The organism is Bradyrhizobium sp. GW821-FHT12B03, assembly GCF_058807535.1.
Map to the genome: position 1 here is coordinate 24,501 of NZ_JBXAQU010000024.1, position 24,469 is coordinate 48,969.

Consider the following 24,469-nt stretch of genomic DNA (forward strand, 5'->3'; position numbering starts at 1 on the left):
GAATGGGGATTTCCATTCGCTACTCGCCATTCGCTACTCGCGCGCGTTCCGGAATTCCTTCGCGACCTTGTCCAGCACGAACAGCGACCCCTCGGCGACGCCGAAATAGGCGCCGTGGGTCTGCATCTGGCCGGCATCGACGGCCTTCTGCACGAACGGGAAGGTCATCAGGTTTTCCAGGCTGCGGAACACCGCGGCCTTCTCGATGCGCTCGACGAACTGCGCCATGGTCTCGCGGTCGCGCTGCTCGACGACCTCGCCCGGCTTGATGAACATCTGCATCCATTTGCCGATGAAGTCGCCGGGCGTGAGCGGCTCGATCTTGTCGACGAAGGCGCGGATGCCGCCGCATTGCGCGTGGCCGAGCACCACGATGTGCTTCACCTTCAGCACCTTCACCGCATATTCCAGCGCCGCCGAGACGCCGTGCGCGTTGCCGTCGGGCTGATACACCGGCACCAGATTGGCGATGTTGCGGACGACGAACAATTCGCCCGGGCCGACGTCGAAGATCACCTCGGGCGAGACGCGGCTGTCGCAGCAGCCGATCACCATCACTTCCGGCGACTGCCCCTTCACCGACAGCTCGCGATAGCGGGTCTGCTCGGTCGGCAGCCGCTGGGTGGCGAAGGCCCTGTAGCCTTCCAGCAAATGCTCTGGGAATGTGATCATGGCCTATGCCTAATCATAGACCGCAGGGGCGAACAAGCCTTTCGAATAGGCAGGCCAGATGCTATCGGCTTCGATCAGAAGAGTGACGAGGAAACCGGAAGGACCATTCGCATGACCCGCCCGCGCCGCAGCCATCTGTTCATGCCCGGCTCCAACCCCCGCGCGCTGGAAAAGGCGCGGAACCTGGCCGCCGACGGCCTGATCCTCGATCTGGAAGACTCGGTTGCTCCTGACGCCAAGGCGGCGGCACGCGACGGCATCGCCGCCGCGATCGCGGCCAAGGGGTTCGGCAAGCGCGAGATCCTGATCCGGACCAACGGTCTCGACACGCCTTGGTGGGCGGATGACGTCGCGATGGCGGCCAAGGCCTCGCCTGACGGCATTCTGGTTCCAAAAGTTTCAAGCGTCGAAGATCTCGACACGATCGGCCGCCGCCTTGCCGAGCTCGGCGCCGCGCCGACCGTGAAGGTCTGGGCCATGATCGAGACCGCGCGCGCCGTGCTGCATGCCGAGGAGCTGGCCGCGGCCGGGCGCGATCCCAAGACGCGCCTCTCCGGTTTCGTGTTCGGCCCGAACGACATTTCGCGCGAGACGCGAATCAAAATGCTGCCGGGCCGCGCCGCGATGATCCCGATGATCACCCATTGCATCCTGGCGACGCGCGCCCATGGCCTCGAAATCCTCGACGGCCCCTACAGCGACATCAACAATTCCGACGGCTTCGCCACCGAATGCGCGCAGGGCCGCGACCTCGGCTTCGACGGCAAGACGCTGATCCATCCCTCGCAGATCGAGGCCTGCAACGCGATCTTCACGCCGCCCGAAGAGGACATCGCGCGGGCGCGAAAGATCATCGCGGCGTTCGAATTGCCGGAGAACGCCTCGCGCGGCGCGATCCGTCTGGATGGCGCGATGGTCGAGCGCCTGCACGCCGACATGGCGCGCCGAACGATCGAGATCGCGGACGCGATCGCCGTGATGAGCAAGGGCTAGTTGCGTCGCCGGAAAAGCGGATAGCTGCTCCATGAAAGTGAAGCGCATCGTCACGAACATCGCCGCAGCTGACGTATCGCTGGCCCGCCGATTCTACCAGGACATCCTCGGGCTGGAGGTCGTCATGGACCAGGGATGGATCGCGACATTCGCGGCCTCATCGAAAATGACACCACAACTGAGCATCGCAAGCGAAGGCGGCTCAGGTACGGCGGTGCCGGATCTTTCGATCGAGGTCGATGACCTGGATGAAGCATTGCGCAGAATGGCGCGAGCCGGCGTCCCATTGGAGTATGGACCTGCGACGGAGCCGTGGGGTGTGCGCAGATTTTACGTGCGCGATCCTTTCGGACGACTGGTCAATATTCTGGCTCACGTGTGACGTTGTCCGCCGTGGTTGACGGTCACTTGGCAGCGAAAACTCCTTCGCCATACCATCAGCGCGGCGCAAGCAGCGCTCATGTGAAGCTCCATTCGGACGGCGCAATTGGAGCCTGATTAGGCACAATGGTGCAGGTCCGCGTCAGCTTCGCGAATTGAGCCCGATCAGATTCTTGAGCCGTTCGACGGCGGCATGGCCGAGATCGGTCCAGTATACTGATGACAGGGGGCCATGTCGGCGGCAAGGATTCACGCCGGCGAGGCCGACGAGGATCGGATCGATTGAATCGTGAGCCGTGAAGCTCTGCGCGCCGATGAGCTTTTGCGTGCAGACGGTGCGGACGAGGGCGTCGCCGCGCACCGTGGTCCCGAGGCTCACGTCCCACAGGCGGGCGGTCCCGTCTCTGGATGCGGTGAGCACGCGCCCGCCGTCGGGACTAAAGACGGCCGTGTTCAGGTTACGGTCATGGCCGTCGATCCCACGAAGAGTCTGGCCGCTCCCGGCATCCCAGATCTGCGCGGTGCGGTCATTCGCGGCCGTGACGATGCGCAATCCGTCAGGGCTGAACGCGGCGCTCGACACCAGGGCGGAGTGGCCGTTGAGCTCGTGCAGCATCCCGCCGGTTTCAACGTTCCATACCCGGGCAAGGCCGGTGGACTCCGCGGTGACGAGACGTTTGCCGTCCGGACTCAACGCCGTGCTCATCACCGACGGCCCGCCAGGGCTTGTGATGTCCCGCACCAGCGCGCCGGTTGTGGCATCCCAGACCCGGGCGTGGTCTTTGGTCCGGTCGGCGATACGCCGACCATCGGCGCTGACGGCGGGAGAGCCAAAGCTGCCGTCGTTGTTTTTCAGCTCGCGCACCAGCGTGCCGCTGAGCGCGTCCCAGATCGCCGCGTGCTTGCTGAAGATCAGGACGACATGCGTATTGGTGCCGTCGGCGATGAACCTCGCACCAAAGATGCCGCTGTCGTTGCGCAGCTCGCCGCGAGGCGCACCTGTGGCGGCATCCCAGATGCGGACGATGTTCTCGGACATCGTCAGGATGAGCGCGTCGTCGGGGCTGAAGACTGCCTGGTCGACCTGGCTGTTGTGGGGCAGCTCACGGATCATCGTCCCACTGGCGGCATCCCAGATGCGGGCCGTCTTGTCGGCCGATGCCGTGATCACGCGTGAGCCGGTCGAGTCGAAGGCGGCGGCCATGACAGGGCCGTCATGATGGAGCGGCCGCGATCCCTCCGACACATCCCAGACGCGTAATGTGCGGTCTGCCGATCCCGAGACGATGCGGCCATCGGCGTCGAATGCGACGCTCGTGACGTCGTCGGCATGTCCCCTGAGTTCGCGCAGCAACTCGCCGCTGGCAATATCCCACAATCGTACGGTCTTGTCCGCTGATGCCGTGGCGAGGGTCGATCCGTCCGCGCTGAACGCAACAGCCTTGACCTCCGCATCATGGCGCAGGAATTCTCCGACGAGCTTGCCGGTGTCTGTCTCCCACACGCGTGCGACCCGGTCGCCCGCGCCGGTGGCGACTCGCGTTCCGTCCGGACTGAACGCAACGGCATGAATGAAGTCCGTGTGTCCGGTCAGCTCGCGCAGCATGGTGCCGCTGTCGGTGTCCCAGATCTGGGCCGTTTCCATTCCAGCGATGATGGCTCGCGTGCCGTCGCGGCCGATCGCCGCGTTCACGACATAGCGAGCCTTGTCCTTGAACTCTCTGATCACCTTGCCGCTGGTGAGGTCCCACAGCTGAGCTTGTCCGAATCCCTTGACCACCAGGGCCCGCGTCCCGTCGGCGACAAACGCTACGCCGGCGAGCGGGCGCGCGATGAAGTTGATGTTGGAGGCAATCTTGATCTCGCCCAATGGCGCGCCGCTGGCGGTATCCCACGAACGCACGACACCAGCCTTGCTGTTCGATGATACCGTGAGGACGCGCCTGCCGTCAGGGCGGAATGCGACGTGACTGACCGCACCGTCATGCTTGAGCTCGTGCAGCAGCTCCCCGCTTCGCGCGTCCCATACCCGGGCAGTCCGGTCCGACGAGCCGCTGACGATGCGCGTGCCGTCGGCACTGATGGCAACGCTGTTGACTGCATCACTGTGTCCTGACTGCACGCGTTGCAGCCGGCTGAGCTGTGCCGCGCCGGCGAGCTTCGCCTCGAGTCCCGCGACCTCGCTGGTCGACCAGCCCAGCGCCACCGGCGAACGCCCCGGGGGTGGCAGGCCCCGCACCGCGATCCGCATGGCCGTGTCGTATTTCTTCTCGGCGATGGCGCGATCTGCCGCGCTCGTCATCACCAGGGTCTCGCGACGATCCGTTTCGCGCTGCTGCCACAGCACGTAGCCAGCGCCGGCAACGACGAGCCCTGCGATGCCGGCGAGCGCCCAGGCGCTTCGTCGCTGGAAACGCCGCGTGCGCGCGATCGCGGCGCGTTCCTTCTCGATCTCGCTGGTCTCGAACAGGCGGCTGGCATGGACATAGGCGCGCTGCAGCTCGGTCGGGTCCGGCGCGCCCTTGGGCGAGGTGAGCAGCCAGGCTTCGGCGTCGGTCAATTCCTCGCCGCGCAGCAACCGGCCTCCGGATGCCGGGCGGCCGGCGCCGTCCCACCTTTGCGCCAGCTCGCCGATGCGCGTGTGCTGGCGGATCCAGGCGATGTCGGTATCGAGGGCAACCGCGAGCGTCGACAGTCCGGCCTCGAAATCATCCTCGTCGCGCAGGAAGATGTAGTTGAGGCGCGCCAGGCGCGGCGGCAGGTCGGCGTCGGCGACGGGCCGATACAGCAGCGGCAGCAGCTTTTTCTGCAAACTCTCGGTTCGTTCGGCTTCCCACGCGCAGACGCGAGATGCGATCAGGTCGGGGCTGACGACGATGCCGATCGCGTCGGCAGACAGGATCAGCCCCTCCAGCCGCTCCTGCCAGGGCTCGCCCGGCAGGATGTCCTTCTTGTCCAGATAGGCTTCGAAGCCGCGCGCGTTGAGGGCGTCGACGAGCCGGTTGGAAAAGACGGAATCCTTGCGGGAATAGGAAATGAAGACGCGGGTCTTCCGGTCGCGGTTGCTCGTCGCGGCGACAGCAGCTTGCGCGGCAATGGCGGCGTCCATGGCATGTCCCTTGCGGAACCAAGCACGCAATGATCGCAAAGGAGGATCATGATAGGCGCGAGGCGAACAAGGTCCAGGTTAGACCGATGCGCCCGGCGCGCATATGAGGTGCTTCACACCTGTCCGCACCTGCGAGTGCCGCCATGGCTGAGCGGGCTAAGCCATTGAAGAAGGTTTGGAAAAACGGCCGGAACAGGCCCGCATCCGGGCCTGTGCAAGAAGCTTGTGACGGGCCGGTCTACAGGACCGGGAGCGCCGGCTTCTGGTTGTCCTGCTGCGCCGAGGTGCTGCGATCGAGCGACTCCAGTGTCGAGGCATTGGCGCAGAAGCCGTGGTAGTTCTCCGCGGCGGTGCCGTCGGCCAGCTCGCGATCGCATTGGCTCTTGTGGCTGCACAGCGAGCAGACCCGTTCCATGTCGCGCAGCAGCAGCGGTTGCGCGCGTCCGAGCCCTTCGGCGCTGATGCCGAGCTCCTCGAGCATCTTCGGCAGTTCGTCGGCGGCATGCTTGCCATGACGGACCAGCTCTTCGAGGTCGTCGGGCGCAATCCTGAGGTCGCTCGCGATCCGGTCGAAATCGGCACGATCGAGCTGCCGAATCTCGTTCAGCTCGCGGCGATGCTTCAGCCAGCTCGCGAAGGAGTCGATGAGATCCTGAACTCTGGGATAAGGCCTGCTTGCGGTGCTCATGCGAGGCTCCGTTTGGGTCGTGGAATTGAGCCGAATAGAGCACAATGATGCAGAGGCGCGTTGCGCTGGATCAAACGGGAAGTGATGTAAGATCGGTCTCGTGTCCCGGACGCGGTGCGGCGTGTCCGCGACGGGTGCAATGTGATCGCGTGTAGGGCGCAAATCCTTCCGCATCGTCATGGCCGGGCTTGACCCGGCCATCCACGCCTTGCTGGACAGCGCGAAGAACGTGGATGCCCGGGACAAGCCCGGGCATGACGACCTCTTTCGACGCTTCTATGCGGTTACCGAAGCAGAGGAGAATTACGCAAACCGCTCCGCCGCCCACGCATACAGGCTGCCCGGGATCGGCTTCTCGCCGCCGCGGCCCTTGGGCGAGATGTGCAGGCCGATGACGTCGGGGTCGGTGACGAAGCCGAGATAGCTCGAGGGATCGAAGAACAATTTTGGCTCGGCGTGCACGGCGTAGAACGATTGCTTCGGCAGCGCGCAGGCGAGTTCGCCGGTGCGGCGCGCGAGCGCGGTCAGCGCGGCCGGCCCGAAGATCGCGACGCGAATGTCGGAGAGGCGGCTGGAGCCGCCGCGCAGGCGGCGCATCATGAAGGTGATGCGATGGCGCACCGACAGCCAGTTCGGCGTCAGCTCTTCCTGCTCCATCAATTCCTCGAAGGCGGCAACGATACCGTGCTCCGCCGGCAGATAGATCACGGAATTGCCGAGCTGGCGCGGCCGCTCCCAGGCGAAATAGGGTTTTGCCGGATCGATCTCGACCGGCTTCAAGAGCAGCACGTCGGCGTCGAGCCAGAGGCCGAGGCCCTTCGCCATCAGCTTCATGCGGAAGAAGTCGCTGAACTGCAGCGTGGTCCAGTCGCGCCAGCTGCCATCCGGCTGCGGCGGCCGCAACCGCTCGGAGAACGCATGCGGCAGGATCGCTTCGGCGTCCGCATTGCCGACGCCCGCGGGCAGGCCGGGAATGGTGTCGAAGCTGTAGACCGTGACCTTGTGGCCGGCCGCAATCTGCGAGCGCAGACAGGTCTGGCGCAGAGCGTCCATCGGGCCGTGCCAGAAGGTGACGATGTCGGGCAGCATGCAGGAACGCTATACGGGAAAACCAAGGCAAAGAAAAAGCCCCGGCATTTCCGGCGCCGGGGCTGAAACGAAAATTAGAGCATGATCCGGAAACGTGTGCAGCGGTTTTCCGGAAAGATCATGCTCGAGAAATATGAGATCAAGCCCAGGCGCGTTCGCGCTTGAGCTTTTCCTCGTAGGTGTCGATCGAGGCCTTCTTCTCCATGGTGAGACCGATGTCGTCGAGGCCGTTGATCAGGCAGTGCTTGCGGAACGGGTCGATCTCGAACTTGACCTTGCCGCCGTCGGGACCGCGAATCTCCTGGTTCGGCAGGTCGATCGTCAGCGTCGCATTGGCGCCGCGCTCGGCGTCGTCGAACAGCTTGTCGAGGTCTTCCTGGGCAACGCGGATCGGCAGAATGCCGTTCTTGAAGCAGTTGTTGTAGAAGATGTCGCCGAACGAGGTCGAGATCACGCAGCGGATGCCGAAATCGAGCAGCGCCCAGGGCGCGTGCTCGCGGCTCGAGCCGCAGCCGAAATTGTCGCCGGCCACCAGCACCTTCGCATTGCGATAGGCGGGCTGGTTGAGGACGAAATCAGGGTTCTCGCTGCCGTCGTCCTTGTAGCGCTGCTCGGAGAAGAGCCCCTTGCCAAGGCCGGTGCGCTTGATGGTCTTGAGGTACTGCTTCGGAATGATCATGTCGGTGTCGACATTGATGATCTTCAGCGGCGCCGCGACGCCTTCCAGCGTGGTGAACTTGTCCATTTCAGGCTTCCCGGTTTTGAAGTCAGGGGAGGGCTGTTTAGCCCGGTTGATACGCGAATCCTAGGCCGGATTCTGCAGGCCCAGGGTTGCAACAGGTTCGTAGTCAGCCTGGCGGAGCCATGCGGTCAGGGGCAAAGTCGGTCGGCAGGCCATCGATGCTCTTCATGTTCTTCAGACCCCAGTATTTTCGCAACTTGTCGACGCCTTGCGCCGTCCAGTAGCGCACGAGGCTGCCGCGTTCTTGTCTGTAGTCGAACAGCGGCACGCCCATACCACACGACGTCTGCACGAGGTCAACCGAGAGGCGTACGATCTGGCGCGCCCCGGCCATGTCGTCGAACCTCGGAATGAGATCGGCGTAATCAGGCGTGCCGCGCATGAGCGAGCGACCCTGGCCATAGAGCCGCAGGATCACCGGATCGCCTTCGAAGGCGCAAAACATGATGGTCAACCGCTTGTCGTCGGATGCGATGAGGTGCGCGCGGGTCTCGCTGCCGCTGCCAGTGCAATCGAGATAGGCGACGTCAGTCTCTCCGAGCACCCGGAACGACGACAGGCCTTTGGGAGACACGTTGATGCGCCCCTTCGGTGGGGCGCTCGCGACGAAGAAGATCCTCTGCCGCTCGATGAAAGCCCTGTGCTCCGGTTCGATCCTGGCGAATTGCCTGCCCATGCCCGTCCGTCCCCTGTTCGCAGCGACGACGCCTCGATCAAGAGCTAGCACGGTATAGATACCCGTTTAAGAACACTCTTTATGCTGGTATAAATACCACCATGAAAAGACCAGACCCGATCGCTCCGGCTCTCTCGCTGAGCGCGTTCCTGCGGGCGCTCCGAGAGCGCCAGTCCCCGGCAGAATTTGGCCTCGCCGCTGGACCGCGACGGCGCACCCCCGGCCTCCGTCGCGAGGAGGTCGCTCAGCTCTGCGGATTGAGCGTCACCTGGTACACCTGGATCGAGCAGGGGCGCGATGTGTCCGTCTCTGCTTCGACACTTGCACGCCTCGCACGCGGATTGCGCCTGTCACGCGCCGAGCGCAGCTATCTGTTCGAAGTTGCGGGCAAACGCGATTCCGAGCGACCGGGCAACAGGGACGATCCGCCGGAGCGGGTGCTGGCCTGTGTCGATGCGATCAATGGCCCTGCCTACATCCTCGATCGCACATGGAGCGCGCGCCGTTGGAATGCGAAAGCGTCCCGGCTGTTTGCAGGATGGCTCGATGCTGACGGCGAAAAAAATCTGCTGCGCTACATCTTCGTCAGGCCTGAGGCTCGAACCCTCATCCTCGACTGGGCGTCCCGCGCACATCGCGTCGTCGCGGAGTTCCGTGCCGCGGTGACGGCCTACTCCGACGATCCGGACATTCGCCGGCTCGTGGAGGAACTGAGAATTGGAAGCCCCGACTTCGAGCGCTGCTGGGAGACACAGGGGGTCTTGGCACGCGAAGGCGGCGAACGTGCGTTCAATCATCCGACCATGGGACTGCTGCACTATCAGCAGGTGTCGCTGTCTCTCGCGGGCTGGCCCGACTATCGCCTGACGATGCTTCTGCCCGCACCGTCAGCGTCTTGACGGGTTCGCGTCCTACTCCGCCTGAGCCTCAATCGCGGCCATATCGTCGTCCGAGAGGCCGAAATGATGGCCGATCTCGTGGATCAGAACGTGGCGGACGATATGGCCGAGGCTCTCGTCGTGCTCGGCCCAGTAGTCCAGGATCGGCCGGCGGTAGAGCCAGACCATGTTGGGCAGCCGCGCCACGTCGCCAAAGCTCTGCTGCGGCAGGCCGACGCCCTGGAACAGGCCGAGCAGGTCGAACTCGCTCTCGCACTCCATCTCGTCCAGGACCTCCTCGGTCGGGAAGTCGTCGACGCGGATGATCACGCCCTCGCACAGCCCGCGAAACTCCGCGGGCAGGCGCTCGAACAAGTCATGGGCCGTCGCTTCCATCTCGGCCAGCGAAGGCGCCTTCAATTCCGTCCACATGCGCCTCTCTTAGCGCGGGTTCCCCGCTGATGCATCTGGCTTTATAGGGATCGGGCGTTGACGTTGCGCGTGAAAACGAGGAGCGTACGACGCATCAAGGGGATGGCTCAGGTCAGTGGTGGTGTGATGCGGGCGGGAACAGCAGGACCGGTTCTACTGTGCATGGGGTTGTTTTCGACGTTTTTTGTCGGCGCCCTAATCCCGGCCCAAGCCCAGACGGCTGGTCCTGACATCCGGCTGGCCCAGGCCGTCCCGCCCGACGCGCCGCCGCCGCGCAAGCGGCCCAGGCTGCGCGTCACGCCCTATTACAGTCCGGACGGCGTCTATCCGCGCTACAATCCGGGGCCCGATGCGGTCCGCGAGTGCAACGCCACCTATGTGCAGGAATACCGGCCCAGCGGCACGGTGATCGTGCCGCATATGAGCTGCTACTGGCGCCGGGGCTGAGGCGCCCTCAATTCCCGCGCAGTGCGCCGATCAGGCCGGCGCCGACGACAGCTGCGGACGCGCCATAGACCAGGATCGTCATCACGAGCTGAGTCAGCGGGCTTGCCGCGCCGGCCTCGACGCCCGGTCCCTGCGCGGCAATCGCCGAGCTCGCACCGAGCGCAAGGCTCGCTGTGATCGCGAGGCGAGATATCCGCATTCCCTTGGAATTCGGCATGACCATCTCCTGCATTCGCTTGACCAGAAGATACGTTCGTCGCTGACGGCCGGTTTGGTGGCGCCTGAAATGTTGCGCCTGATCTCAGGAACTTGTCGCGGGCGCTCGGCATTCATGTCCGGGGCGCATTCATCCATAGCCGATTCAGGCGTGAGGCTCCAGGGTTGAGTCTTTAAGGCTTGGCTCTAGAAGTCTTGGCTCTGGTCCTTGCGTCGTCATGTCCGCTCGGCACGTGCCCTGCAAGAGCGATATGACTGGCGCGGAGGTCGTCATGGTGAAATGGTCTGCATTGGCTGTTCTCGTCGGGCTCGCCGCTGGTTTGCCGCATGCGTCCGCGACGCAGAGAATCACGAAGCCGGATGCTTCGGCAGGACGCGCCGTTTTCGATGTGCGACGACACGCGCGACATGACGATATTGCGCGGCGCTTTGCGCGCGATGATCCGCATTATTACGCACGGCCCGTCTCCTATCGTCCTTATCCCTACGCTGTGCCCGCGCCCTTCGTGATCGGCTATGGCCCGTTTTGGTGACGGCACGTGCGGGCGTCGTTCATTCATGAGGCGTTCACGTCGCTGTCCCTAATTTAATCTTGGGAGCGACCGCAAATGAACAGCCAAATGAACAGCAGCGGCGTGAGACGCTGCGCCGCAATGCCGCTGTCCAGGTTCAGGGAGAATTCCATGCTGAGGATCTTGGGTGTTGGGACGGGCTCGATGCGCTTGCTCGGGCTCGCGGCCGTTGCCGCGTTGATGCTGTCAGGCGGGACTGCGCGCCGTGCCGAGGCGATGACTCCGATCAATCCGACGGCGTTGCCGGCGGCGAAGGCTGCAAGCGACGACCTCGTCACGCAGGTCCGCCACGGCGGCGGGGGGCATGGCGGACATGGTGGTGGTGGACATTTTCACGGCGGCGGCTTCCGCGGTGGCGGCGGACATTTCGGCGGCATCCATGGCGGCGGCTTCCGCGCCGCGCCGGCCTTTCATGGCGGTGGCATTCGCTACGGCGGAATTCACCACCATGGCGGCTATCATCGCTACGGGATCTATCGCCCCCATTACGGCTATCGCCACATCCACCGGCGGCATTATTACGGCGGCTACTATCCCTCCTATCACTATCCGCGCCGCTGCCGGGTCATCTGGACCTATTACGGTCCGCGCCGCATCTGCCGCTGGCATCGCTGGCACCATCCGTACCGCTACTATTGATGATGTGAGTTAACGCGGAGCGTCATGGCCGGGCTTGTCCCGGCCATCCACGTTCTTGGGGTGCGCATAAAGGAAGTTCGTGGATGCCCGGGACGAGCCCGGGCATGACGGAGAAGGTGGCTACAGCCAATCCTTCAGCTTCCATGATGCGGACTTCCACCGCATCAGGTTCTCGAGCTTCCACTGCTTGAACATCGCCGGTGGCCAGCGGCTGAGCTTAGAGGTCTCCTCGACCTCGGGCTTGGCGACGATGCGCAGCGGCGTCGCGCGCCGCCGGTGCTGGCGGGTGGCGTCGCTGATCAGATCGACATATTCAGGCTTGTTGGCCATGAGGTGCGTCCTCGCGAAGCCGTCGCGAGGACGCAATGTGGGCGAAGCCGCTTAACGGCGGTTTGCCGCTTTAGCTCAAATTGCAGGAAGCAGCTTAGCGCCACTCCCTGACGTCGACGAAGTGACCCGCGATCGCGGCCGCCGCCGCCATTGCCGGCGAGACGAGATGCGTGCGGCCCTTGAAGCCCTGGCGGCCCTCGAAGTTGCGGTTCGAGGTCGAGGCGCAACGCTCTTCCGGCTTCAGCTTGTCCGGGTTCATGGCAAGGCACATCGAGCAACCGGGCTCGCGCCATTCGAAGCCGGCCTTGATGAAGATCTTGTCCAGACCCTCGGCTTCGGCCTGCTCCTTCACGAGGCCGGACCCCGGCACGACCATGGCGCTGACATGCGCCGAAACGGACTTGCCTTCCGCGATCTTCGCTGCGGCGCGTAAGTCCTCGATGCGGCCGTTGGTGCAGGAGCCGATGAAGATGCGGTCGAGCTTGATGTCGGTGATCTTCGTGCCTGCGGTCAGGCCCATATATTTCAGCGCGCGGTGCTTGGAGAGACGCTTGGCCTCGTCCGCGATCTTATCAGGATCGGGCACGATGCCGGTCACCGAGATGACGTCCTCGGGGCTGGTGCCCCAGGTCACGATCGGCGGCAGCTTGGCCGCGTCGAGGCGCAGCTCGTTGTCGAAATGCGCGCCGTCGTCGGAGCGCAGGCGCTCCCAGTAGCGCATCGCCGCATCCCAGTCCGCGCCCTTTGGCGCCTTCGGACGGCCGCGCAGGAAGTCGAACGCCTTCTGGTCGGGCGCGACGAGACCGGCGCGGGCGCCGCCTTCGATCGACATGTTGCAGACCGTCATGCGGCCTTCCATGCTGAGCGCGCTGATCGCATCGCCGGCGTATTCCAGCACGTAGCCGGTGCCGCCCGCGGTGCCGATCTCGCCGATGATGGCCAAAATAATATCCTTGCCCGTCACGCCGTCAGGCAATTTGCCGTCGACGGTGACGCGCATGTTCTTCGCCTTCTTCTGGATCAGCGTCTGCGTCGCCAGCACGTGCTCGACTTCCGACGTGCCGATGCCGTGCGCGAGCGCGCCGAACGCGCCATGCGTCGAGGTGTGGCTGTCACCGCAGACGATGGTGGTGCCGGGCAGCGTAAAGCCCTGCTCGGGGCCGATGACGTGGACGACGCCCTGTCGCCGGTCGAACTCGTTGTAATATTCGATGCCGAATTCCTTGGCGTTGTCGGCCAGCGCCTTGATCTGCTCGATGCTCTCAGGATCGGGGTTCGGCTTGGTGCGGTCGGTGGTCGGCACGTTGTGGTCGACGACGGCGAGCGTCTTTTCCGGCGAATGCACCTTGCGCCCGGTGGCGCGCAGGCCTTCGAACGCCTGCGGCGAGGTCACCTCGTGCACCAGATGGCGGTCGATATAGAGCAGGCAGGTGCCGTCGTCGGCTTCGTGCACCAGATGGTCGTTCCAGATCTTGTCGTACAAGGTGGTCGGCTTGGACATGAGCTTGAGCTCCGAAGAATGTGTGTCAGCGAAGAGCGCGGGTGGCGCGCGGGGCAACAAAATCGTCAGCGCAGCTTTTAGGCTGCGCGCGTAAGCTCTGACGTTGCCGAGGTCGCGAAGCGTCCGAAGAACCGGCCAGGCAGCCGCGAGCGATCGTCGATGACGATGCGCTTGATGAGTGCGACGCTGGTCAGATCTGGAACCATTCCAGGAATATATAGCAGGGAGATTTGGAAGCGCGAGGGCTTTGACGCGCACGGCTGACGCAACAAAAAAGCGCGGGGTTGGGCCCCGCGCTCTCTAGAAACTCGCCTGGTGGCGGCGATTACTCGCCGACGGCAGCCGCGCGGTCCTGCTTCTCGACGATGCGGGCCGACTTGCCGCGAAGGTTGCGGAGGTAATAGAGCTTTGCGCGACGCACCTTGCCGCGGCGCACCACCTTGATCGAGTCGATCATCGGCGACATCACCGGGAACACGCGCTCCACGCCCTCGCCGTACGAAATCTTGCGGACGGTGAAGCTCTCGTTGAGGCCACCGCCGGAACGGCCGATGCAGACGCCTTCATAGGCCTGCACGCGGGTGCGGTCGCCTTCGACGACCTTCACGTTGACGATCACGGTGTCGCCGGGTCCGAACTCCGGAATGTCCTTGCCGGCCGACAGCTTGTCGAATTGCTCTTGCTCGAGCTGCTTGATCAGGTTCATGGGTAAATCTCCATCGGCGCGCCCAGCCTTGGAAACGGGGGCTGCGCGAAATTCGTCTATCCAGCCATTGCGGATTTGGCCGCTGCTATAAGGCAAGCCGGAGCGTTTGTCACCCGTCTGTCTTGTTTTTTGGCGTTTTTTGCCGTCCGGCCCGATTCGAGGCCTTCGCGGGGACTTGCGCCCACAAATCCGGCCGCCGGGCCGCCGTCAGGGCCTCGGATTCGGCCCGCCGCCAGGCCGCCACCTTGGCGTGGTCGCCGGAGGTCAGGATCTCAGGGATCGGCACCCCCTCGAACAGCTGCGGGCGGGTGTATTGGGGGTATTCGAGCAGGCCGTCGGAGAAGCTTTCCTCGGTTCCCGAGGCTTCCTTCCCCATCACCCCCGGCAGCAGCCGGACGCAGGCGTCGATCAGGGCCAGGGCTGCGATTTCGCCGCCGGACAGCACGTAATCGCCGATCGAGACCTCCTCGAGGCCCCGGGCGTCGATCACCCGCTGGTCGATCCCCTCGAAGCGCCCGCAGACGATCAGGGGGCCCGGCCCCTTGGCGAGCTCCAGGACCCGGGCCTGGGTCAATGGCCGACCCCTTGGGCTCATCAGCAGGCGTGGCCGCTCGGGGGTGATCTCCGCGGCATCAATCGCAGCCGCCAGAACATCCGCCCGCAGCACCATGCCCGGCCCACCGCCGGCCGGGGTGTCGTCCACGCTGCGGTGGCGGTCGGTGGCGGAGGCCCGGATGTCCCGCGCCTCGATCTGCCAGAGCCCGGAGGCCAACGCCCGGCCGGCGAGGCTCACGCCGAGCGGTCCCGGAAACATCTCCGGAAACAGCGTCAGCACCGTCGCGCGCCAGGGTGAGGGGATGGTCATAGCGCCCTAAGAAATCCGTCGTCCCGGCGAAGGCCGGGACCCATAGCCACCGCAGTTCCTTTTGCGATGATCGGAGCTACTAGCTTAGCCAAAACCACGTGTCGTGGTTATGGGTCCCGGCCTTCGCCGGGACGACTCGTGGGGGGACCTTCGTCTCTATCATCGCCTTCAATTTCCTGCGGCAGCGCGATCACGACGCGGCCGCCGGCGATGTCGACCTCCGGCACCACCGCGTTGGTGAACGGCAGCAGCAGCGACGTGCCCTTCGGCGGCGCGATCTCGATGATGTCGCCGGCGCCGAAATTATGGATCGCGAGCACGCGGCCGAGCGCATCGCCATCCGTGGTGACGGCGGCGAGCCCGATCAGATCGGTGTGGTAATATTCGTCCTCGTCGGTCGCGGGCAGCTTGTCGCGCGCGACGTAGAGCTCGATGCCGTTGAGGCGCTCGGCCTCATCGCGGGTCGTGACGCCCTTGAACGTCGCGACCAGATGATCCTTAGCCTCGCGCGCCGTTGCGACCTCGAACTGGCGCTTGCCGTCCTTGGACAGCAGCGGACCGTAATGCCTGACGGCAAAGGGATCTTCGGTGAAGGTCCATAATTTGACCGCACCGCGCACACCATGCGCGGCGCCGATCCGCGCGACGCAGACCAGCGCCGACATGGTCTAACCTTAACCCTTCGCGGCGGCTTCGGCCTGCGCCTTGCGCTCCTTGCGCGGCACGGCCTTCTCGGGGTTGTTGCGCGCTTCGCGCTTCTTGACGCCGGCGGCGTCGAGGAAACGCGACACGCGGTCCGACGGCTGCGCGCCCTTGGCGAGCCAGGCCTTGACCTTGTCCATGTCGAGCTTCAGGCGGGTCTCGTTGTCCTTCGGCAGCAGCGGGTTGAAATAGCCGAGACGCTCGATGAAGCGGCCATCGCGCGGAAAGCGCGAGTCGGCGACGACGACGTGATAGACGGGACGCTTCTTGGTGCCTGCGCGGGCGAGGCGGATAACGACGGACATTCAGTTCTCCTTCAAAGTACGTTTTGTTCGGTTGATTGGTACTTTCGCGTTGCGCGGGACCGATGCGATCCCGTGCGACGAATTCCTCATTTCTTCTTGCCGGGAAAACCGCCGAGCCCCGGCAGGGTCGGCTTGCCGCTGAGGCCCGTGAGCCCCGGCAAATTCGGCAGGCCCGAGCGAAGACCGGGCGGCAGATCCTTCGGCAGGCTGGGCAGACCCTGTCCGCCACCCGCCTGCATCTTCTCCTGCATCGCCTTCATCTCTTCGGGCGAGGGCATCTTCATGCCGCCGCCAAAACCCATGGCCTGTGCGATGCCGGCGAGCGGGCCGCGCTTGCCCGAACCCATGGCCTTCATCACGTCGGCCATGTTCCGGTGCATCTTCAGGAGCTTGTTGACCTGCTCGACGCTCTGGCCACTGCCGGCGGCGATGCGCTTCTTGCGGCTGGCCTTGAGCAGGTCCGGATGACGGCGCTCGTCGCGCGTCATGGAATCGATGATCGCGACCTGGCGCTTCAAGATCTTGTCGTCGATCCCGGCGGCTGCGATCTGGTTCTTCATCTTGGAGATGCCGGGCATCATGCCCATCAGGCCACTGATGCCGCCCATGTTCGCCATCTGCGACAGCTGCTCGCGCATGTCGTTGAGGTCGAACTGACCCTTGCGCATGCGCTCGGCGGTGCGCGCGGCCTTCTCCGCATCGATATTGGCGGCGGCCCGTTCGACCAGCGACACCACGTCGCCCATGCCGAGGATGCGGCCGGCGATACGATCGGGATGGAAATCCTCCAGGGCATCGGTCTTTTCGCCGGTGCCGATCAGCTTGATCGGCTTGCCGGTGACCGCGCGCATCGACAGCGCCGCGCCGCCGCGGCCGTCGCCGTCCACGCGTGTCAGCACGATGCCGGTGAGGCCGACGCGCTCGTCGAAGGCGCGGGCGAGGTTGACCGCGTCCTGACCGGTGAGGCTGTCGGCGACCAGCAGCACTTCATGCGGATTCGCGGCGGCTTTGATCGCAGCCGCTTCCGCCATCATGTCTTCGTCGAGCGTGGTGCGGCCGGCAGTGTCGAGCAGCACGACGTCGTAGCCGCCGAGCTTGCCGGCTTCCAGCGCGCGCTTTGCGATCTGCGCCGGCTGCTGTCCCGCCACGATCGGCAGGGTCGGAATGTCGAGATCGCGGCCGAGCACGGCCAGCTGCTCCATCGCCGCCGGGCGATAGACGTCGAGCGAGGCCATCAGCACCTTGCGCTTGTCGCGCTGGACCATGCGGCGGGCGAGCTTGGCGGTGGTGGTGGTCTTGCCCGAGCCTTGCAGACCGACCATCATGATCGGCACCGGCGGCACGGAATTGACGTCGATGGTCTGGCCTTCGGCGCCGAGCGTGTTGATCAGCTCGTCATGGACGATCTTGACCACCATCTGGCCTGGCGTGACCGACTTGACGACGGTGGCGCCGATCGCCTGCTCGCGGACGCGTTCGGTGAAGCTGCGGACCACTTCGAGCGCGACGTCGGCCTCCAGCAGCGCGCGGCGCACTTCGCGCATCGCGGCGTCGACGTCCTTTTCGGTCAGCGCACCGCGCCCCGTCAGACGATCGAGAATGCCACCAAGCCGTTCCGACAGATTGTCGAACAATGCACTTGTCCCTTGTCCTGCTCACGCAGGGTTGCCGCGTTCACCACTGTCATGCCCCGGCTTGACCGGGGCATCCAGTACGCCGCGGCGGTTCGGTTCTAGCCGAGCCGTCTCGGAGTACTGGATCCCCCGCCCCAGTGCGCAATTGCGCACAAGGCGGGGCATGACCACTTCCTTGGCAAGCGATCTTCCAAACACCTTTACGCCCGAGGGCGCACAGCGCTGTCGGGCGTTAACCTCCGGCCTCCAGGGCCAGTCGGCGGGTCGAAAAGAAAGCCTTTCCGAGAAAGTGGCGGGGTTAAACGCCGCTCCCGCCCAAAAGTCAAGGAAAGTTAGGGTGCCGGACCGCCTTTGGGAGGGCAAGGTACTGAAAATGTGATCGTTTTGGTGATGGGTTCCTTTTCGGGCGGCCCCGCCCATATAGGCGGTGATGCCTTACCACCCGCACCATCCCTAAAAGCCGCCCGTGCCAGTCACCCGCCGCCGCGTTTTCGGACTGCTTGCCGGGGCCGGCGCCCTGATCGGCGTGCCCTCCCTCTGGATGTCCCGCATGAAAACCTATGACGGCCCGGTCTCCGATCATTTCGACGGTCTGACCTTCTTCGATCCGGATGGCGTGCCGCCAAAATCGTTGCGTGAGGTCCTGCGCTGGCAGTTCAGCGGCAAGCGGCAGCGGGCGACCTGGCCGGACTGGGCCCCGAGCCCCCATGCTGACGCGCCGCCGGAGCGCGTCGAGGGCGACAAGGTGCGGCTCTCCTTCGTCGGCCACGCCAGCTGGCTGATCCAGACCGGCGGCCTCAACATCCTCGTCGATCCCGTCTGGTCCGCGCGGGTCTCGCCCGTCAGCTTCGCCGGGCCGAAGCGACACAACGATCCCGGCATCGCCTTCGAGAAGCTGCCGAAGATCGATGTCGTGCTGGTCTCGCACGGGCACTACGATCACCTTGATATCGCGGCGCTGTCGCGGCTCGCCAAGAATTTCGCCCCGCGCGTGGTGACGCCGCTCGGCAACGACGTCACGATGCGCAGCACCGACGCCTCGATCAAGGCTGAGGCGTTCGACTGGCACGACCGTGTCGAGCTCGGTGGCGGCGTCGCCGTGCATCTGGTCCCCACCCGGCATTGGTCGGCGCGCGGCATGTTCGATCGCAACAAGGCGCTGTGGGCGAGTTTCGTGCTGGAGACGCCGGCCGGGAAAATCTACGTGGTCTGCGATTCCGGCTATGGCGACGGCCGGCATTTCCGCCGCGTCGCCGAGAAGCACGGGAAGCTGCGCCTCGCGATCCTCCCGATCGGCGCCTACGAGCCGCGCTGGTTCATGCGCGACCAGCACATGAATCCGGAAGATGCGGTGAAGGCGCTGGCCGATTGCGGCGCGCAACAAGCGCTCGGGCATCATCACGGCACGTTCCAGCTGACCGATGAAGCGATCGACGCGCCGGCGAAAGCGCTGGTGGAAGCGCTCGATGCCGCAAAGATTCCGCAGGAGCGGTTTGTGGCGATGAAGCCGGGGCAGGTGGTGGAGATTTAGCGGCATTCTCCGCTGTCGTCCCGGCGAAGGCCGGGACCCATACTGCGTGATCTATCGGTGATAACTCGATGGCAGTACCGCGCTGTGATGGACAACGAGCAGTCTTCGCCAAACTACTCGCTGTGGTTATGGGTCCCGGCCTTCGCCGGGACGACACCATTGTTGCCGCGGCAGTGTACCTCTTACGGCCTCTTACTGCCCCGCCTTGATCGCCCAGCTCACATTCACCGTCACCGACAGCGTCTCCTCGCCCGGCGCGACGGCGGCGGAGGCTCTGGCCATCGGTTCGGCGGCCATGCGGCCCTTGAACAGCGGCACCGGAGCGCCGCCTTCGGAGACGCTGAGTGGCGCGCCGAGCGTGACACCCGTGGCCTTGGCGTAGACCTCGGCCTTGCGGCGCGCATCCGCCACCGCCTGCACGCGCGCATCGTCGAGCAGTTTTGACGCCTGCGTCACCTCGAACGAGATGTTGCCGATGTCGTTGGCGCCGGCGCCGACCAGCGTGTCGATGATGCCGGCGACCTTGGTCACGTCGCGAATCTTGACGGTGACGCGGTTGGAGGCGCGGAAGCCGACCACGGGCGTGGCGCCGGTGGATTTGTTCTGGCCGTATTGCGGCTGAAGCGACAAGCGTGAGGTCTGGTAATCCTTCTCGGCGATCCCTGCGCCCTTCAGCGCCGCCAGCACTTTGTTCATCGCGGCGTTGTTGGCGTCGGAGGCTTCCTTCGCCGTCTTGGCGTCATTGGCGACGCCGGCATCGATCTGCGCAAGATCAGGCGCCACGGAAACCGTGGCTTCGCCGCTCACCGAGATCGCGGACGGAAAATCGTCAGCGCGCGCGGGCGCGGCCAGCAGCGTGATGGCAAGGACGGCGGCAAGGGACGTAACAAGGGCAACAGGTTTCTTCATCATTCTCACTTCAGCGGCACGAAAACATTGATCACGAGCTTGTCCTCCGCCGTCTTCAGGGGATCGGTGAGGTACTCCTCGATGAAGGTGTCCTTGGCTTCCAGCCGCTTGTCGTCGAGGTGATTGGTGATCGCCTCATAGGTGTTGTCCATGTTGTCGTAGGAGCCGCGATGGACGAATTTCAGCGCCTTGCCTTCAGGCGATTTGCCGATGCTCATGTCCTTGGGCAGTTTCTGCGGGTCCTGATCGACGGGGATCTCGGCGAGGAAGGTGAAGCCGGTGTCGTCGGTCGAGGTGTAGACGATCATCGAATTGCCGGCGTGCTTGATGCCCTGCTTGTCCAGCAGCGTGTTCAGCGCCTTGAAGGCGTCGACCAGCGTGTCGAAGGCCGAGTCCCAATTGGCGGTGCCCTTGACCATCACGACCTTCCTGGACTCGAGCGTGGTCTCGAGGCCGAAGGGATCGGCGGTCTGCACCGGGGCGGGGGTGGCGGCCGCGGCCGGCGGCGGGGCCGCCGGGCTGGGCGAGGCGCTGGCAGCGGGCGATGGCGATGCTGCGGGAGCCGGTGAGGCGCTGGCCGCAGGCGACGCCGTGGGGGCGGGCGAGGCGCTTGCGGCCGGGGCGGGTGAGGCCGACGGGGCCGGTGAGGGGCTTGTCGAAGAAGGGCTTGCCGAAGCAGCGGGTGCCGGGCTCGGGCTCTGCGCCAGAGCGCCTGACAGCCCAAGCGACAAGGCCGCTGCCGGGATCAGCGCGGCCAGAACAAGACGACGGAAAGTATACATTTTATTCTCCCCAGACCTTGCCCACCAAGGCCTTAACCCGGCCGCGCGTCCCGGTTCGCGCGAACCGCGCCGTTCTAACACGCGAGCGCCGAATTCGTCCCATGACAGATGCGTCATGGCCGCAGACGGCAAATCACTGGCCAAGCGGACAAGGATCGCCATATAAGGCGGGCGAAATTCGGGAATTTTCATGAGCGCGCTGGCCAACCACGCATTTGCCAAGATGAACGGCATCGGCAACGAGATCGTCGTTGTCGACATGCGCGATTCCTCAGGCCCGGTCACGCCGGACGACGCCCGCGCGGTGGCGTCCGCACAGGGCGGCGTGCCCTACGACCAGCTCATGGTGCTGCAGAAGCCGCGGCTTGACGGCACCGAGGCCTTCATCCGCATCTACAACAATGACGGCTCGGAAGCCGGCGCCTGCGGCAACGGCATGCGCTGCGTGGTCCGCCGCATCTTCGAGAAGACCGGCCAGACCACGGCGACCTTCGAGACCGCCGCGGGCCTGCTCAATGCCTGGCAGGGCCCGGCGGCCGATCTCTACACCGTCGACATGGGCGCGCCAAAATTCGGCTGGCAGGACATTCCGCTGGCGGAAGAGTTTCGCGACACCCGCTACATCGAATTGCAGATCGGGCCGATCGACAATCCGATCCTGCATTCGCCGTCAGCGGTGAGTATGGGCAATCCGCATGCGGTGTTCTGGGTCGACGACGTCAACGCCTATGATCTTGGCCGCTTTGGCCCGCTGCTGGAAAACCATCCAATCTTCCCCGAGCGCGCCAACATCACGCTCGCCCATATCGTCGATCGCGATCACATCACGATCCGCACCTGGGAGCGTGGCGCCGGGCTGACCCGGGCCTGTGGCTCGGCGGCCTGCGCCACCGCGGTTGCCGCCGCGCGTCTGAAGCGTGCCGAGCGCAAGGTCGAGATCACGCTGCCCGGCGGCAAGCTCGGCATCGAATGGCGCGAGCGCGACGACCACGTGCTGATGACGGGCACGGCGACCTTCGAATATGAGGGCTCGTTCGATCCGGCGCTGTTCGCGCCGGTCGGGTAATGTCGGTCGACATCGTCACCTTCGGCTGCCGCCTCAACGCCTTCGAGGCCGAGGTGATCCGCAGCAAAGCGGAAGGCGCCGGGCTCTCCGACACCATCGTCATCAACAGCTGCGCCGTCACCAACGAGGCGGTGGCGCAGGCGCGGCAGTCGATCCGCAAATTGAAGCGCGAGCGCCCCGATGCGCGCATCGTCGTCACCGGCTGCGCGGCGCAGACGCAAAGCCAGATGTTCGCCGACATGGCCGAGGTCGATCGCGTCGTCGGCAATGACGACAAGATGCGCAGCGAAGCGTGGCGCGAGACGCGCAACGCTTTCGACCTCGGCGCCGGTGAAAAGATCGCCGTCAGCGACATCATGGCGGTCAGGGAGATGGCGCCGCATCTGATCGACGGCTTTGCCAGCGGCCTGCCGCGCGTGTTCGTGCAGGTGCAGAACGGCTGCGATCATCGCTGCACCTTCTGCATCATTCCCTATGGCCGCGGCAATTCGCGCTCGGTGCCGATGGGCGCGGTGGTCGACCAGGTGCGGACGCTGGCCGAGCGCGGGCATGCCGAGATCGTGCTGACCGGTGTCGATCTCACCAGCTATGGCGCCGATCTGCCGGGCGCGCCGAAGCTGGGCATGCTGACCAGGCAGATCCTGCGGCATGTGCCCGAGCTGAGGCGCCTGCGCATCTCCTCGATCGATTCGATCGAGGCTGATGACGATCTGCTGGATGCCATCGCCGACGATTCACGCCTGATGCCGCATCTGCATCTGTCGCTCCAGTCAGGCGACGACATGATCCTGAAGCGCATGAAGCGGCGGCATGCGCGGAGCGATGCGATCGCGTTCTGCGAACAGGTGCGTCGCCTGCGTCCGGATATCGCCTTCGGCGCCGACATCATCGCGGGCTTCCCGACCGAGACCGAGGCGATGTTTTCGCGATCGCTGGATCTCGTCGAGGATTGCGGCCTCACCTTCCTGCACGTCTTCCCCTATTCACCCCGCCCCGGCACGCCCGCTGCAAAGATGCCGCAGGTTGCTGGGCCGGAGATCAAGGAGCGTGCAAAGCGGCTGCGCGCGGCGGGTGAAGCGGCGTTGCGGCAGCGGATGCAAGCCGAAGTGGGTGCAACGCGCGCGGTGCTGATCGAGAGCGAAGGGCAGGGGCGGACGGAGCATTATCTGCCGGTGGCGATTGCGGGCGAGCGGGTGGGCAGTGTGGTGCCGGTCAGGATCGTCGGCAGCGATGGACAGCGGCTGACTGCTTAGTCTCGTTGCGGTGAGTGACGACGCGCTGTTCCTCCAGCGTCGTCCCGGCGAAGGCCGGGACCCATACCGCGTGATCTATCGGTGATGCGCGGTGCTTGTCCCAACCAAGCAGAGTAACGGACCGTCGTCGTCAAACTGCTCCCTGTGGTTATGGGTCCCGGCCTTCGCCGGGACGACACCGAGGGCGGAGAAGCAGCGCGCCCCAAACAGCCCTACGACGCCCGCACCTGCCAGAACCGCAGCGTGCGCCGGGCATTCTCCGGCGTCATTCTTGCGTAATGGCCCTGCGCTCTGGCGATATCCGCCGGCTTCATCGTGCCCGTTGCAAAACGGCTTTCGAGCACGGCGGCGGTGGTTTCCCAGCTGAGCTGCGCCGCCTTGCACGGTACCAGCAGGCCGTCTTCGCGCAGGCTCTGCATCAGCGGGCGAATCACCTCGACGGTAGATTGCGACAACGCCGCCAGCGCCGCGACGGCTTCCTCATAGCGCCGCTGCCTGGCGAAGCCGAGCAGCGTCGCCTCGTTGAGCTGGCCGGATGCCTTGAGCGCTGCGATGGCGCGCTTGGCGCCTTCGAAGTCGCGGACGCCGGACATCTCGCGCGCGACGCCGACGGTGACGGCGGCGATCGCGCTCTGGATTTCCTCGAACAGATGCGGCGGGGCGCGCGACAACAGGCGCGTGCGCACCGCATCGGTCGCCGAGCGCAGCAATTGGCGGCGCAGCTCCGATGGCAGATCGACGCGAACGCCGACGCTGACGGCGAGCTCCGGATCGCTCTCGGCCTGACCGACGATGATGGCAAAGCCGTTTCCGGAGACGCGCGCGCCCGGATTGGCGGCGAGCCGCCGGCTGACGCTCGGATAGTGGCGCGCCAGCAGCGCGTCGGTGACGATCTCCTTCAGCCACCAGCGGCCGGCGACTGCGAGCAGATGCGGCTCGCCCTTGGATGAGGCAATCTTCACCAGCTCGCCATCGTCGAGGCGGGCGGATTCCTGGAGCACAGGACCGGCGATGCGGATCTCGTCATTGTTGGCGAGCCGGCGGATGACGGAGGGCGGCGCCTGTGCGATCGGCGCGAGCTGCGCGCTGATCTCGGCCAGCGCCACGCGCGCGCCCATGTCGGCCATGGCGCGCAGCTCGATGGTGCCGATCAGGCGCTCGAGCACGTCGTCGAACAGCGCGATCTGCTCGTCGTCGAAGCTTCCGGCGGAGGACAGGAACAGGTCGGTGACGCGCCGGGCCGTTTCCAGGCCCTTTTCCGCCGAACCGAGCCGAATCGCGGATTCGACTTCGGCGATGATCGATAGTTCGGCCGTGGACATGACGCGCAGCTCGTCCTGAGCGGATTGAC

Annotated in this window: 27 protein-coding genes; 9 read left to right on the forward strand and 18 right to left on the reverse strand. The window is 65.1% G+C overall.

Annotated elements, in window-relative coordinates; genetic code table 11:
- Positions 1-33: 33 nt before the first annotated feature.
- Positions 34-672, reverse strand: coding sequence for a carbonic anhydrase (locus AC1RUR_RS33200; protein WP_492851949.1), 639 nt, complete (start codon positions 670-672; stop codon positions 34-36).
- Between the two features lie 111 nt (positions 673-783).
- On the opposite strand from AC1RUR_RS33200, the gene AC1RUR_RS33205 reads away from it, so the two are divergent.
- Together AC1RUR_RS33205 and AC1RUR_RS33210 are read left to right on the forward strand one after the other, a co-directional pair.
- Positions 784-1,665, forward strand: a complete 882-nt coding sequence (locus AC1RUR_RS33205) for an HpcH/HpaI aldolase/citrate lyase family protein (protein ID WP_492851951.1) — start codon at positions 784-786, stop codon at positions 1,663-1,665.
- Between the two features lie 31 nt (positions 1,666-1,696).
- Entirely contained in the window at positions 1,697-2,047 is a 351-nt protein-coding gene (locus tag AC1RUR_RS33210) for a VOC family protein (RefSeq protein ID WP_492851953.1), read from the forward strand.
- A 141-nt stretch (positions 2,048-2,188) separates the two neighbouring features.
- On the opposite strand, the gene AC1RUR_RS33215 is transcribed toward AC1RUR_RS33210, so the two are convergent.
- The 5 genes from AC1RUR_RS33215 to AC1RUR_RS33235 form a co-directional block, all read right to left on the reverse strand.
- The gene (locus AC1RUR_RS33215; protein ID WP_492851955.1) at positions 2,189-5,155 is read right to left on the reverse strand and encodes a WD40 domain-containing protein; all 2,967 of its coding nucleotides are present in this window, start codon (positions 5,153-5,155) and stop codon (positions 2,189-2,191) included.
- 238 nt (positions 5,156-5,393) lie between these two features.
- Positions 5,394-5,843 carry a hypothetical protein gene (locus AC1RUR_RS33220; RefSeq protein WP_492851957.1) on the reverse strand — a complete coding sequence of 150 codons (450 nt, stop codon included), beginning with the start codon at positions 5,841-5,843 and terminating at the stop codon, positions 5,394-5,396.
- Positions 5,844-6,146: 303 nt separating this feature from the next.
- Positions 6,147-6,932 (reverse strand): glycosyltransferase family 32 protein, encoded by a 786-nt coding sequence (locus tag AC1RUR_RS33225; RefSeq protein ID WP_492851959.1) that lies wholly within the window; start codon positions 6,930-6,932, stop codon positions 6,147-6,149.
- 139 nt (positions 6,933-7,071) lie between these two features.
- Complete coding sequence (gene leuD, locus AC1RUR_RS33230; RefSeq protein ID WP_007604257.1) at positions 7,072-7,677, reverse strand: 3-isopropylmalate dehydratase small subunit; 606 nt, start codon at positions 7,675-7,677, stop codon at positions 7,072-7,074.
- A gap of 103 nt (positions 7,678-7,780) precedes the next feature.
- On the reverse strand, positions 7,781-8,350 hold the full coding sequence (locus AC1RUR_RS33235) for a pyridoxamine 5'-phosphate oxidase family protein (protein WP_492851961.1): 570 nt from the start codon (positions 8,348-8,350) through the stop codon (positions 7,781-7,783).
- A 101-nt stretch (positions 8,351-8,451) separates the two neighbouring features.
- On the opposite strand from AC1RUR_RS33235, the gene AC1RUR_RS33240 reads away from it, so the two are divergent.
- Positions 8,452-9,249, forward strand: a complete 798-nt coding sequence (locus tag AC1RUR_RS33240) for a helix-turn-helix transcriptional regulator (protein ID WP_492851963.1) — start codon at positions 8,452-8,454, stop codon at positions 9,247-9,249.
- Between the two features lie 12 nt (positions 9,250-9,261).
- Here the strand turns inward: AC1RUR_RS33240 and AC1RUR_RS33245 are convergent, their stop codons facing one another.
- Positions 9,262-9,660 (reverse strand): metallopeptidase family protein, encoded by a 399-nt coding sequence (locus tag AC1RUR_RS33245; protein ID WP_492851965.1) that lies wholly within the window; start codon positions 9,658-9,660, stop codon positions 9,262-9,264.
- A gap of 162 nt (positions 9,661-9,822) precedes the next feature.
- On the opposite strand from AC1RUR_RS33245, the gene AC1RUR_RS33250 reads away from it, so the two are divergent.
- A complete protein-coding gene (locus tag AC1RUR_RS33250) occupies positions 9,823-10,107 on the forward strand; it encodes a hypothetical protein (RefSeq protein ID WP_492851967.1) in 285 nt (94 codons plus the stop codon).
- A 7-nt stretch (positions 10,108-10,114) separates the two neighbouring features.
- Here AC1RUR_RS33250 and AC1RUR_RS33255 read toward each other — a convergent pair whose 3' ends face one another.
- Entirely contained in the window at positions 10,115-10,324 is a 210-nt protein-coding gene (locus tag AC1RUR_RS33255; RefSeq protein ID WP_492851969.1) for a hypothetical protein, read from the reverse strand.
- 271 nt (positions 10,325-10,595) lie between these two features.
- Between AC1RUR_RS33255 and AC1RUR_RS33260 the strand changes: the two genes are divergently transcribed.
- Together AC1RUR_RS33260 and AC1RUR_RS33265 are read left to right on the forward strand one after the other, a co-directional pair.
- Positions 10,596-10,856: a hypothetical protein gene (locus AC1RUR_RS33260; protein ID WP_492851971.1), complete on the forward strand. Its 261-nt coding sequence runs from the start codon at positions 10,596-10,598 to the stop codon at positions 10,854-10,856.
- 150 nt (positions 10,857-11,006) lie between these two features.
- Positions 11,007-11,534 (forward strand): hypothetical protein, encoded by a 528-nt coding sequence (locus AC1RUR_RS33265; RefSeq protein WP_492851973.1) that lies wholly within the window; start codon positions 11,007-11,009, stop codon positions 11,532-11,534.
- 120 nt (positions 11,535-11,654) lie between these two features.
- Here the strand turns inward: AC1RUR_RS33265 and AC1RUR_RS33270 are convergent, their stop codons facing one another.
- The 7 genes from AC1RUR_RS33270 to ffh all read right to left on the reverse strand — a co-directional run bounded on the left by AC1RUR_RS33270 (position 11,655) and on the right by ffh (position 17,577).
- The gene (locus AC1RUR_RS33270; protein ID WP_492851975.1) at positions 11,655-11,864 is read right to left on the reverse strand and encodes a hypothetical protein; all 210 of its coding nucleotides are present in this window, start codon (positions 11,862-11,864) and stop codon (positions 11,655-11,657) included.
- A gap of 94 nt (positions 11,865-11,958) precedes the next feature.
- On the reverse strand, positions 11,959-13,365 hold the full coding sequence (leuC, locus tag AC1RUR_RS33275; RefSeq protein ID WP_492851977.1) for a 3-isopropylmalate dehydratase large subunit: 1,407 nt from the start codon (positions 13,363-13,365) through the stop codon (positions 11,959-11,961).
- A gap of 325 nt (positions 13,366-13,690) precedes the next feature.
- The gene (gene rplS / locus AC1RUR_RS33280; protein WP_027573014.1) at positions 13,691-14,071 is read right to left on the reverse strand and encodes a 50S ribosomal protein L19; all 381 of its coding nucleotides are present in this window, start codon (positions 14,069-14,071) and stop codon (positions 13,691-13,693) included.
- A 109-nt stretch (positions 14,072-14,180) separates the two neighbouring features.
- Entirely contained in the window at positions 14,181-14,936 is a 756-nt protein-coding gene (gene trmD, locus AC1RUR_RS33285) for a tRNA (guanosine(37)-N1)-methyltransferase TrmD (protein ID WP_492851979.1), read from the reverse strand.
- A gap of 107 nt (positions 14,937-15,043) precedes the next feature.
- A complete protein-coding gene (gene rimM, locus AC1RUR_RS33290; RefSeq protein WP_492851981.1) occupies positions 15,044-15,601 on the reverse strand; it encodes a ribosome maturation factor RimM in 558 nt (185 codons plus the stop codon).
- 9 nt (positions 15,602-15,610) lie between these two features.
- On the reverse strand, positions 15,611-15,943 hold the full coding sequence (gene rpsP / locus AC1RUR_RS33295) for a 30S ribosomal protein S16 (protein WP_014438992.1): 333 nt from the start codon (positions 15,941-15,943) through the stop codon (positions 15,611-15,613).
- A gap of 86 nt (positions 15,944-16,029) precedes the next feature.
- Positions 16,030-17,577, reverse strand: coding sequence for a signal recognition particle protein (ffh, locus tag AC1RUR_RS33300; protein ID WP_492851983.1), 1,548 nt, complete (start codon positions 17,575-17,577; stop codon positions 16,030-16,032).
- A gap of 466 nt (positions 17,578-18,043) precedes the next feature.
- Between ffh and AC1RUR_RS33305 the strand changes: the two genes are divergently transcribed.
- Complete coding sequence (locus AC1RUR_RS33305; RefSeq protein WP_492851985.1) at positions 18,044-19,108, forward strand: MBL fold metallo-hydrolase; 1,065 nt, start codon at positions 18,044-18,046, stop codon at positions 19,106-19,108.
- A 192-nt stretch (positions 19,109-19,300) separates the two neighbouring features.
- On the opposite strand, the gene AC1RUR_RS33310 is transcribed toward AC1RUR_RS33305, so the two are convergent.
- Both AC1RUR_RS33310 and AC1RUR_RS33315 read right to left on the reverse strand, forming a co-directional pair.
- Positions 19,301-20,017, reverse strand: a complete 717-nt coding sequence (locus tag AC1RUR_RS33310) for an SIMPL domain-containing protein (RefSeq protein WP_492852145.1) — start codon at positions 20,015-20,017, stop codon at positions 19,301-19,303.
- 5 nt (positions 20,018-20,022) lie between these two features.
- On the reverse strand, positions 20,023-20,799 hold the full coding sequence (locus tag AC1RUR_RS33315; protein ID WP_492851987.1) for a GyrI-like domain-containing protein: 777 nt from the start codon (positions 20,797-20,799) through the stop codon (positions 20,023-20,025).
- A gap of 190 nt (positions 20,800-20,989) precedes the next feature.
- On the opposite strand from AC1RUR_RS33315, the gene dapF reads away from it, so the two are divergent.
- Positions 20,990-21,865: a diaminopimelate epimerase gene (gene dapF / locus AC1RUR_RS33320; protein WP_492851989.1), complete on the forward strand. Its 876-nt coding sequence runs from the start codon at positions 20,990-20,992 to the stop codon at positions 21,863-21,865.
- Positions 21,865-23,118, forward strand: a complete 1,254-nt coding sequence (gene mtaB / locus AC1RUR_RS33325; RefSeq protein ID WP_492851991.1) for a tRNA (N(6)-L-threonylcarbamoyladenosine(37)-C(2))-methylthiotransferase MtaB — start codon at positions 21,865-21,867, stop codon at positions 23,116-23,118. The genes dapF and mtaB overlap by 1 nt, the downstream gene beginning before the upstream one ends.
- A gap of 212 nt (positions 23,119-23,330) precedes the next feature.
- On the opposite strand, the gene AC1RUR_RS33330 is transcribed toward mtaB, so the two are convergent.
- A complete protein-coding gene (locus tag AC1RUR_RS33330; RefSeq protein ID WP_492851993.1) occupies positions 23,331-24,440 on the reverse strand; it encodes a DUF2336 domain-containing protein in 1,110 nt (369 codons plus the stop codon).
- Between the last annotated feature and the right edge of the window lie 29 nt (positions 24,441-24,469).

Coding starts and splice junctions, on each gene's coding strand:
- AC1RUR_RS33200 (WP_492851949.1), bottom strand. CDS start 672: ATGATCACATTCCCAGAGCATTTGCTGGAAGGCTACAGGGCCTTCGCC.
- AC1RUR_RS33205 (WP_492851951.1), top strand. CDS start 784: ATGACCCGCCCGCGCCGCAGCCATCTGTTCATGCCCGGCTCCAACCCC.
- AC1RUR_RS33210 (WP_492851953.1), top strand. CDS start 1,697: ATGAAAGTGAAGCGCATCGTCACGAACATCGCCGCAGCTGACGTATCG.
- AC1RUR_RS33215 (WP_492851955.1), bottom strand. CDS start 5,155: ATGGACGCCGCCATTGCCGCGCAAGCTGCTGTCGCCGCGACGAGCAAC.
- AC1RUR_RS33220 (WP_492851957.1), bottom strand. CDS start 5,843: ATGAGCACCGCAAGCAGGCCTTATCCCAGAGTTCAGGATCTCATCGAC.
- AC1RUR_RS33225 (WP_492851959.1), bottom strand. CDS start 6,932: ATGCTGCCCGACATCGTCACCTTCTGGCACGGCCCGATGGACGCTCTG.
- leuD (WP_007604257.1), bottom strand. CDS start 7,677: ATGGACAAGTTCACCACGCTGGAAGGCGTCGCGGCGCCGCTGAAGATC.
- AC1RUR_RS33235 (WP_492851961.1), bottom strand. CDS start 8,350: ATGGGCAGGCAATTCGCCAGGATCGAACCGGAGCACAGGGCTTTCATC.
- AC1RUR_RS33240 (WP_492851963.1), top strand. CDS start 8,452: ATGAAAAGACCAGACCCGATCGCTCCGGCTCTCTCGCTGAGCGCGTTC.
- AC1RUR_RS33245 (WP_492851965.1), bottom strand. CDS start 9,660: ATGTGGACGGAATTGAAGGCGCCTTCGCTGGCCGAGATGGAAGCGACG.
- AC1RUR_RS33250 (WP_492851967.1), top strand. CDS start 9,823: ATGGGGTTGTTTTCGACGTTTTTTGTCGGCGCCCTAATCCCGGCCCAA.
- AC1RUR_RS33255 (WP_492851969.1), bottom strand. CDS start 10,324: ATGCCGAATTCCAAGGGAATGCGGATATCTCGCCTCGCGATCACAGCG.
- AC1RUR_RS33260 (WP_492851971.1), top strand. CDS start 10,596: ATGGTGAAATGGTCTGCATTGGCTGTTCTCGTCGGGCTCGCCGCTGGT.
- AC1RUR_RS33265 (WP_492851973.1), top strand. CDS start 11,007: ATGCTGAGGATCTTGGGTGTTGGGACGGGCTCGATGCGCTTGCTCGGG.
- AC1RUR_RS33270 (WP_492851975.1), bottom strand. CDS start 11,864: ATGGCCAACAAGCCTGAATATGTCGATCTGATCAGCGACGCCACCCGC.
- leuC (WP_492851977.1), bottom strand. CDS start 13,365: ATGTCCAAGCCGACCACCTTGTACGACAAGATCTGGAACGACCATCTG.
- rplS (WP_027573014.1), bottom strand. CDS start 14,071: ATGAACCTGATCAAGCAGCTCGAGCAAGAGCAATTCGACAAGCTGTCG.
- trmD (WP_492851979.1), bottom strand. CDS start 14,936: ATGACCATCCCCTCACCCTGGCGCGCGACGGTGCTGACGCTGTTTCCG.
- rimM (WP_492851981.1), bottom strand. CDS start 15,601: ATGTCGGCGCTGGTCTGCGTCGCGCGGATCGGCGCCGCGCATGGTGTG.
- rpsP (WP_014438992.1), bottom strand. CDS start 15,943: ATGTCCGTCGTTATCCGCCTCGCCCGCGCAGGCACCAAGAAGCGTCCC.
- AC1RUR_RS33310 (WP_492852145.1), bottom strand. CDS start 20,017: ATGAAGAAACCTGTTGCCCTTGTTACGTCCCTTGCCGCCGTCCTTGCC.
- AC1RUR_RS33315 (WP_492851987.1), bottom strand. CDS start 20,799: ATGTATACTTTCCGTCGTCTTGTTCTGGCCGCGCTGATCCCGGCAGCG.
- dapF (WP_492851989.1), top strand. CDS start 20,990: ATGAGCGCGCTGGCCAACCACGCATTTGCCAAGATGAACGGCATCGGC.
- mtaB (WP_492851991.1), top strand. CDS start 21,865: ATGTCGGTCGACATCGTCACCTTCGGCTGCCGCCTCAACGCCTTCGAG.
- AC1RUR_RS33330 (WP_492851993.1), bottom strand. CDS start 24,440: ATGTCCACGGCCGAACTATCGATCATCGCCGAAGTCGAATCCGCGATT.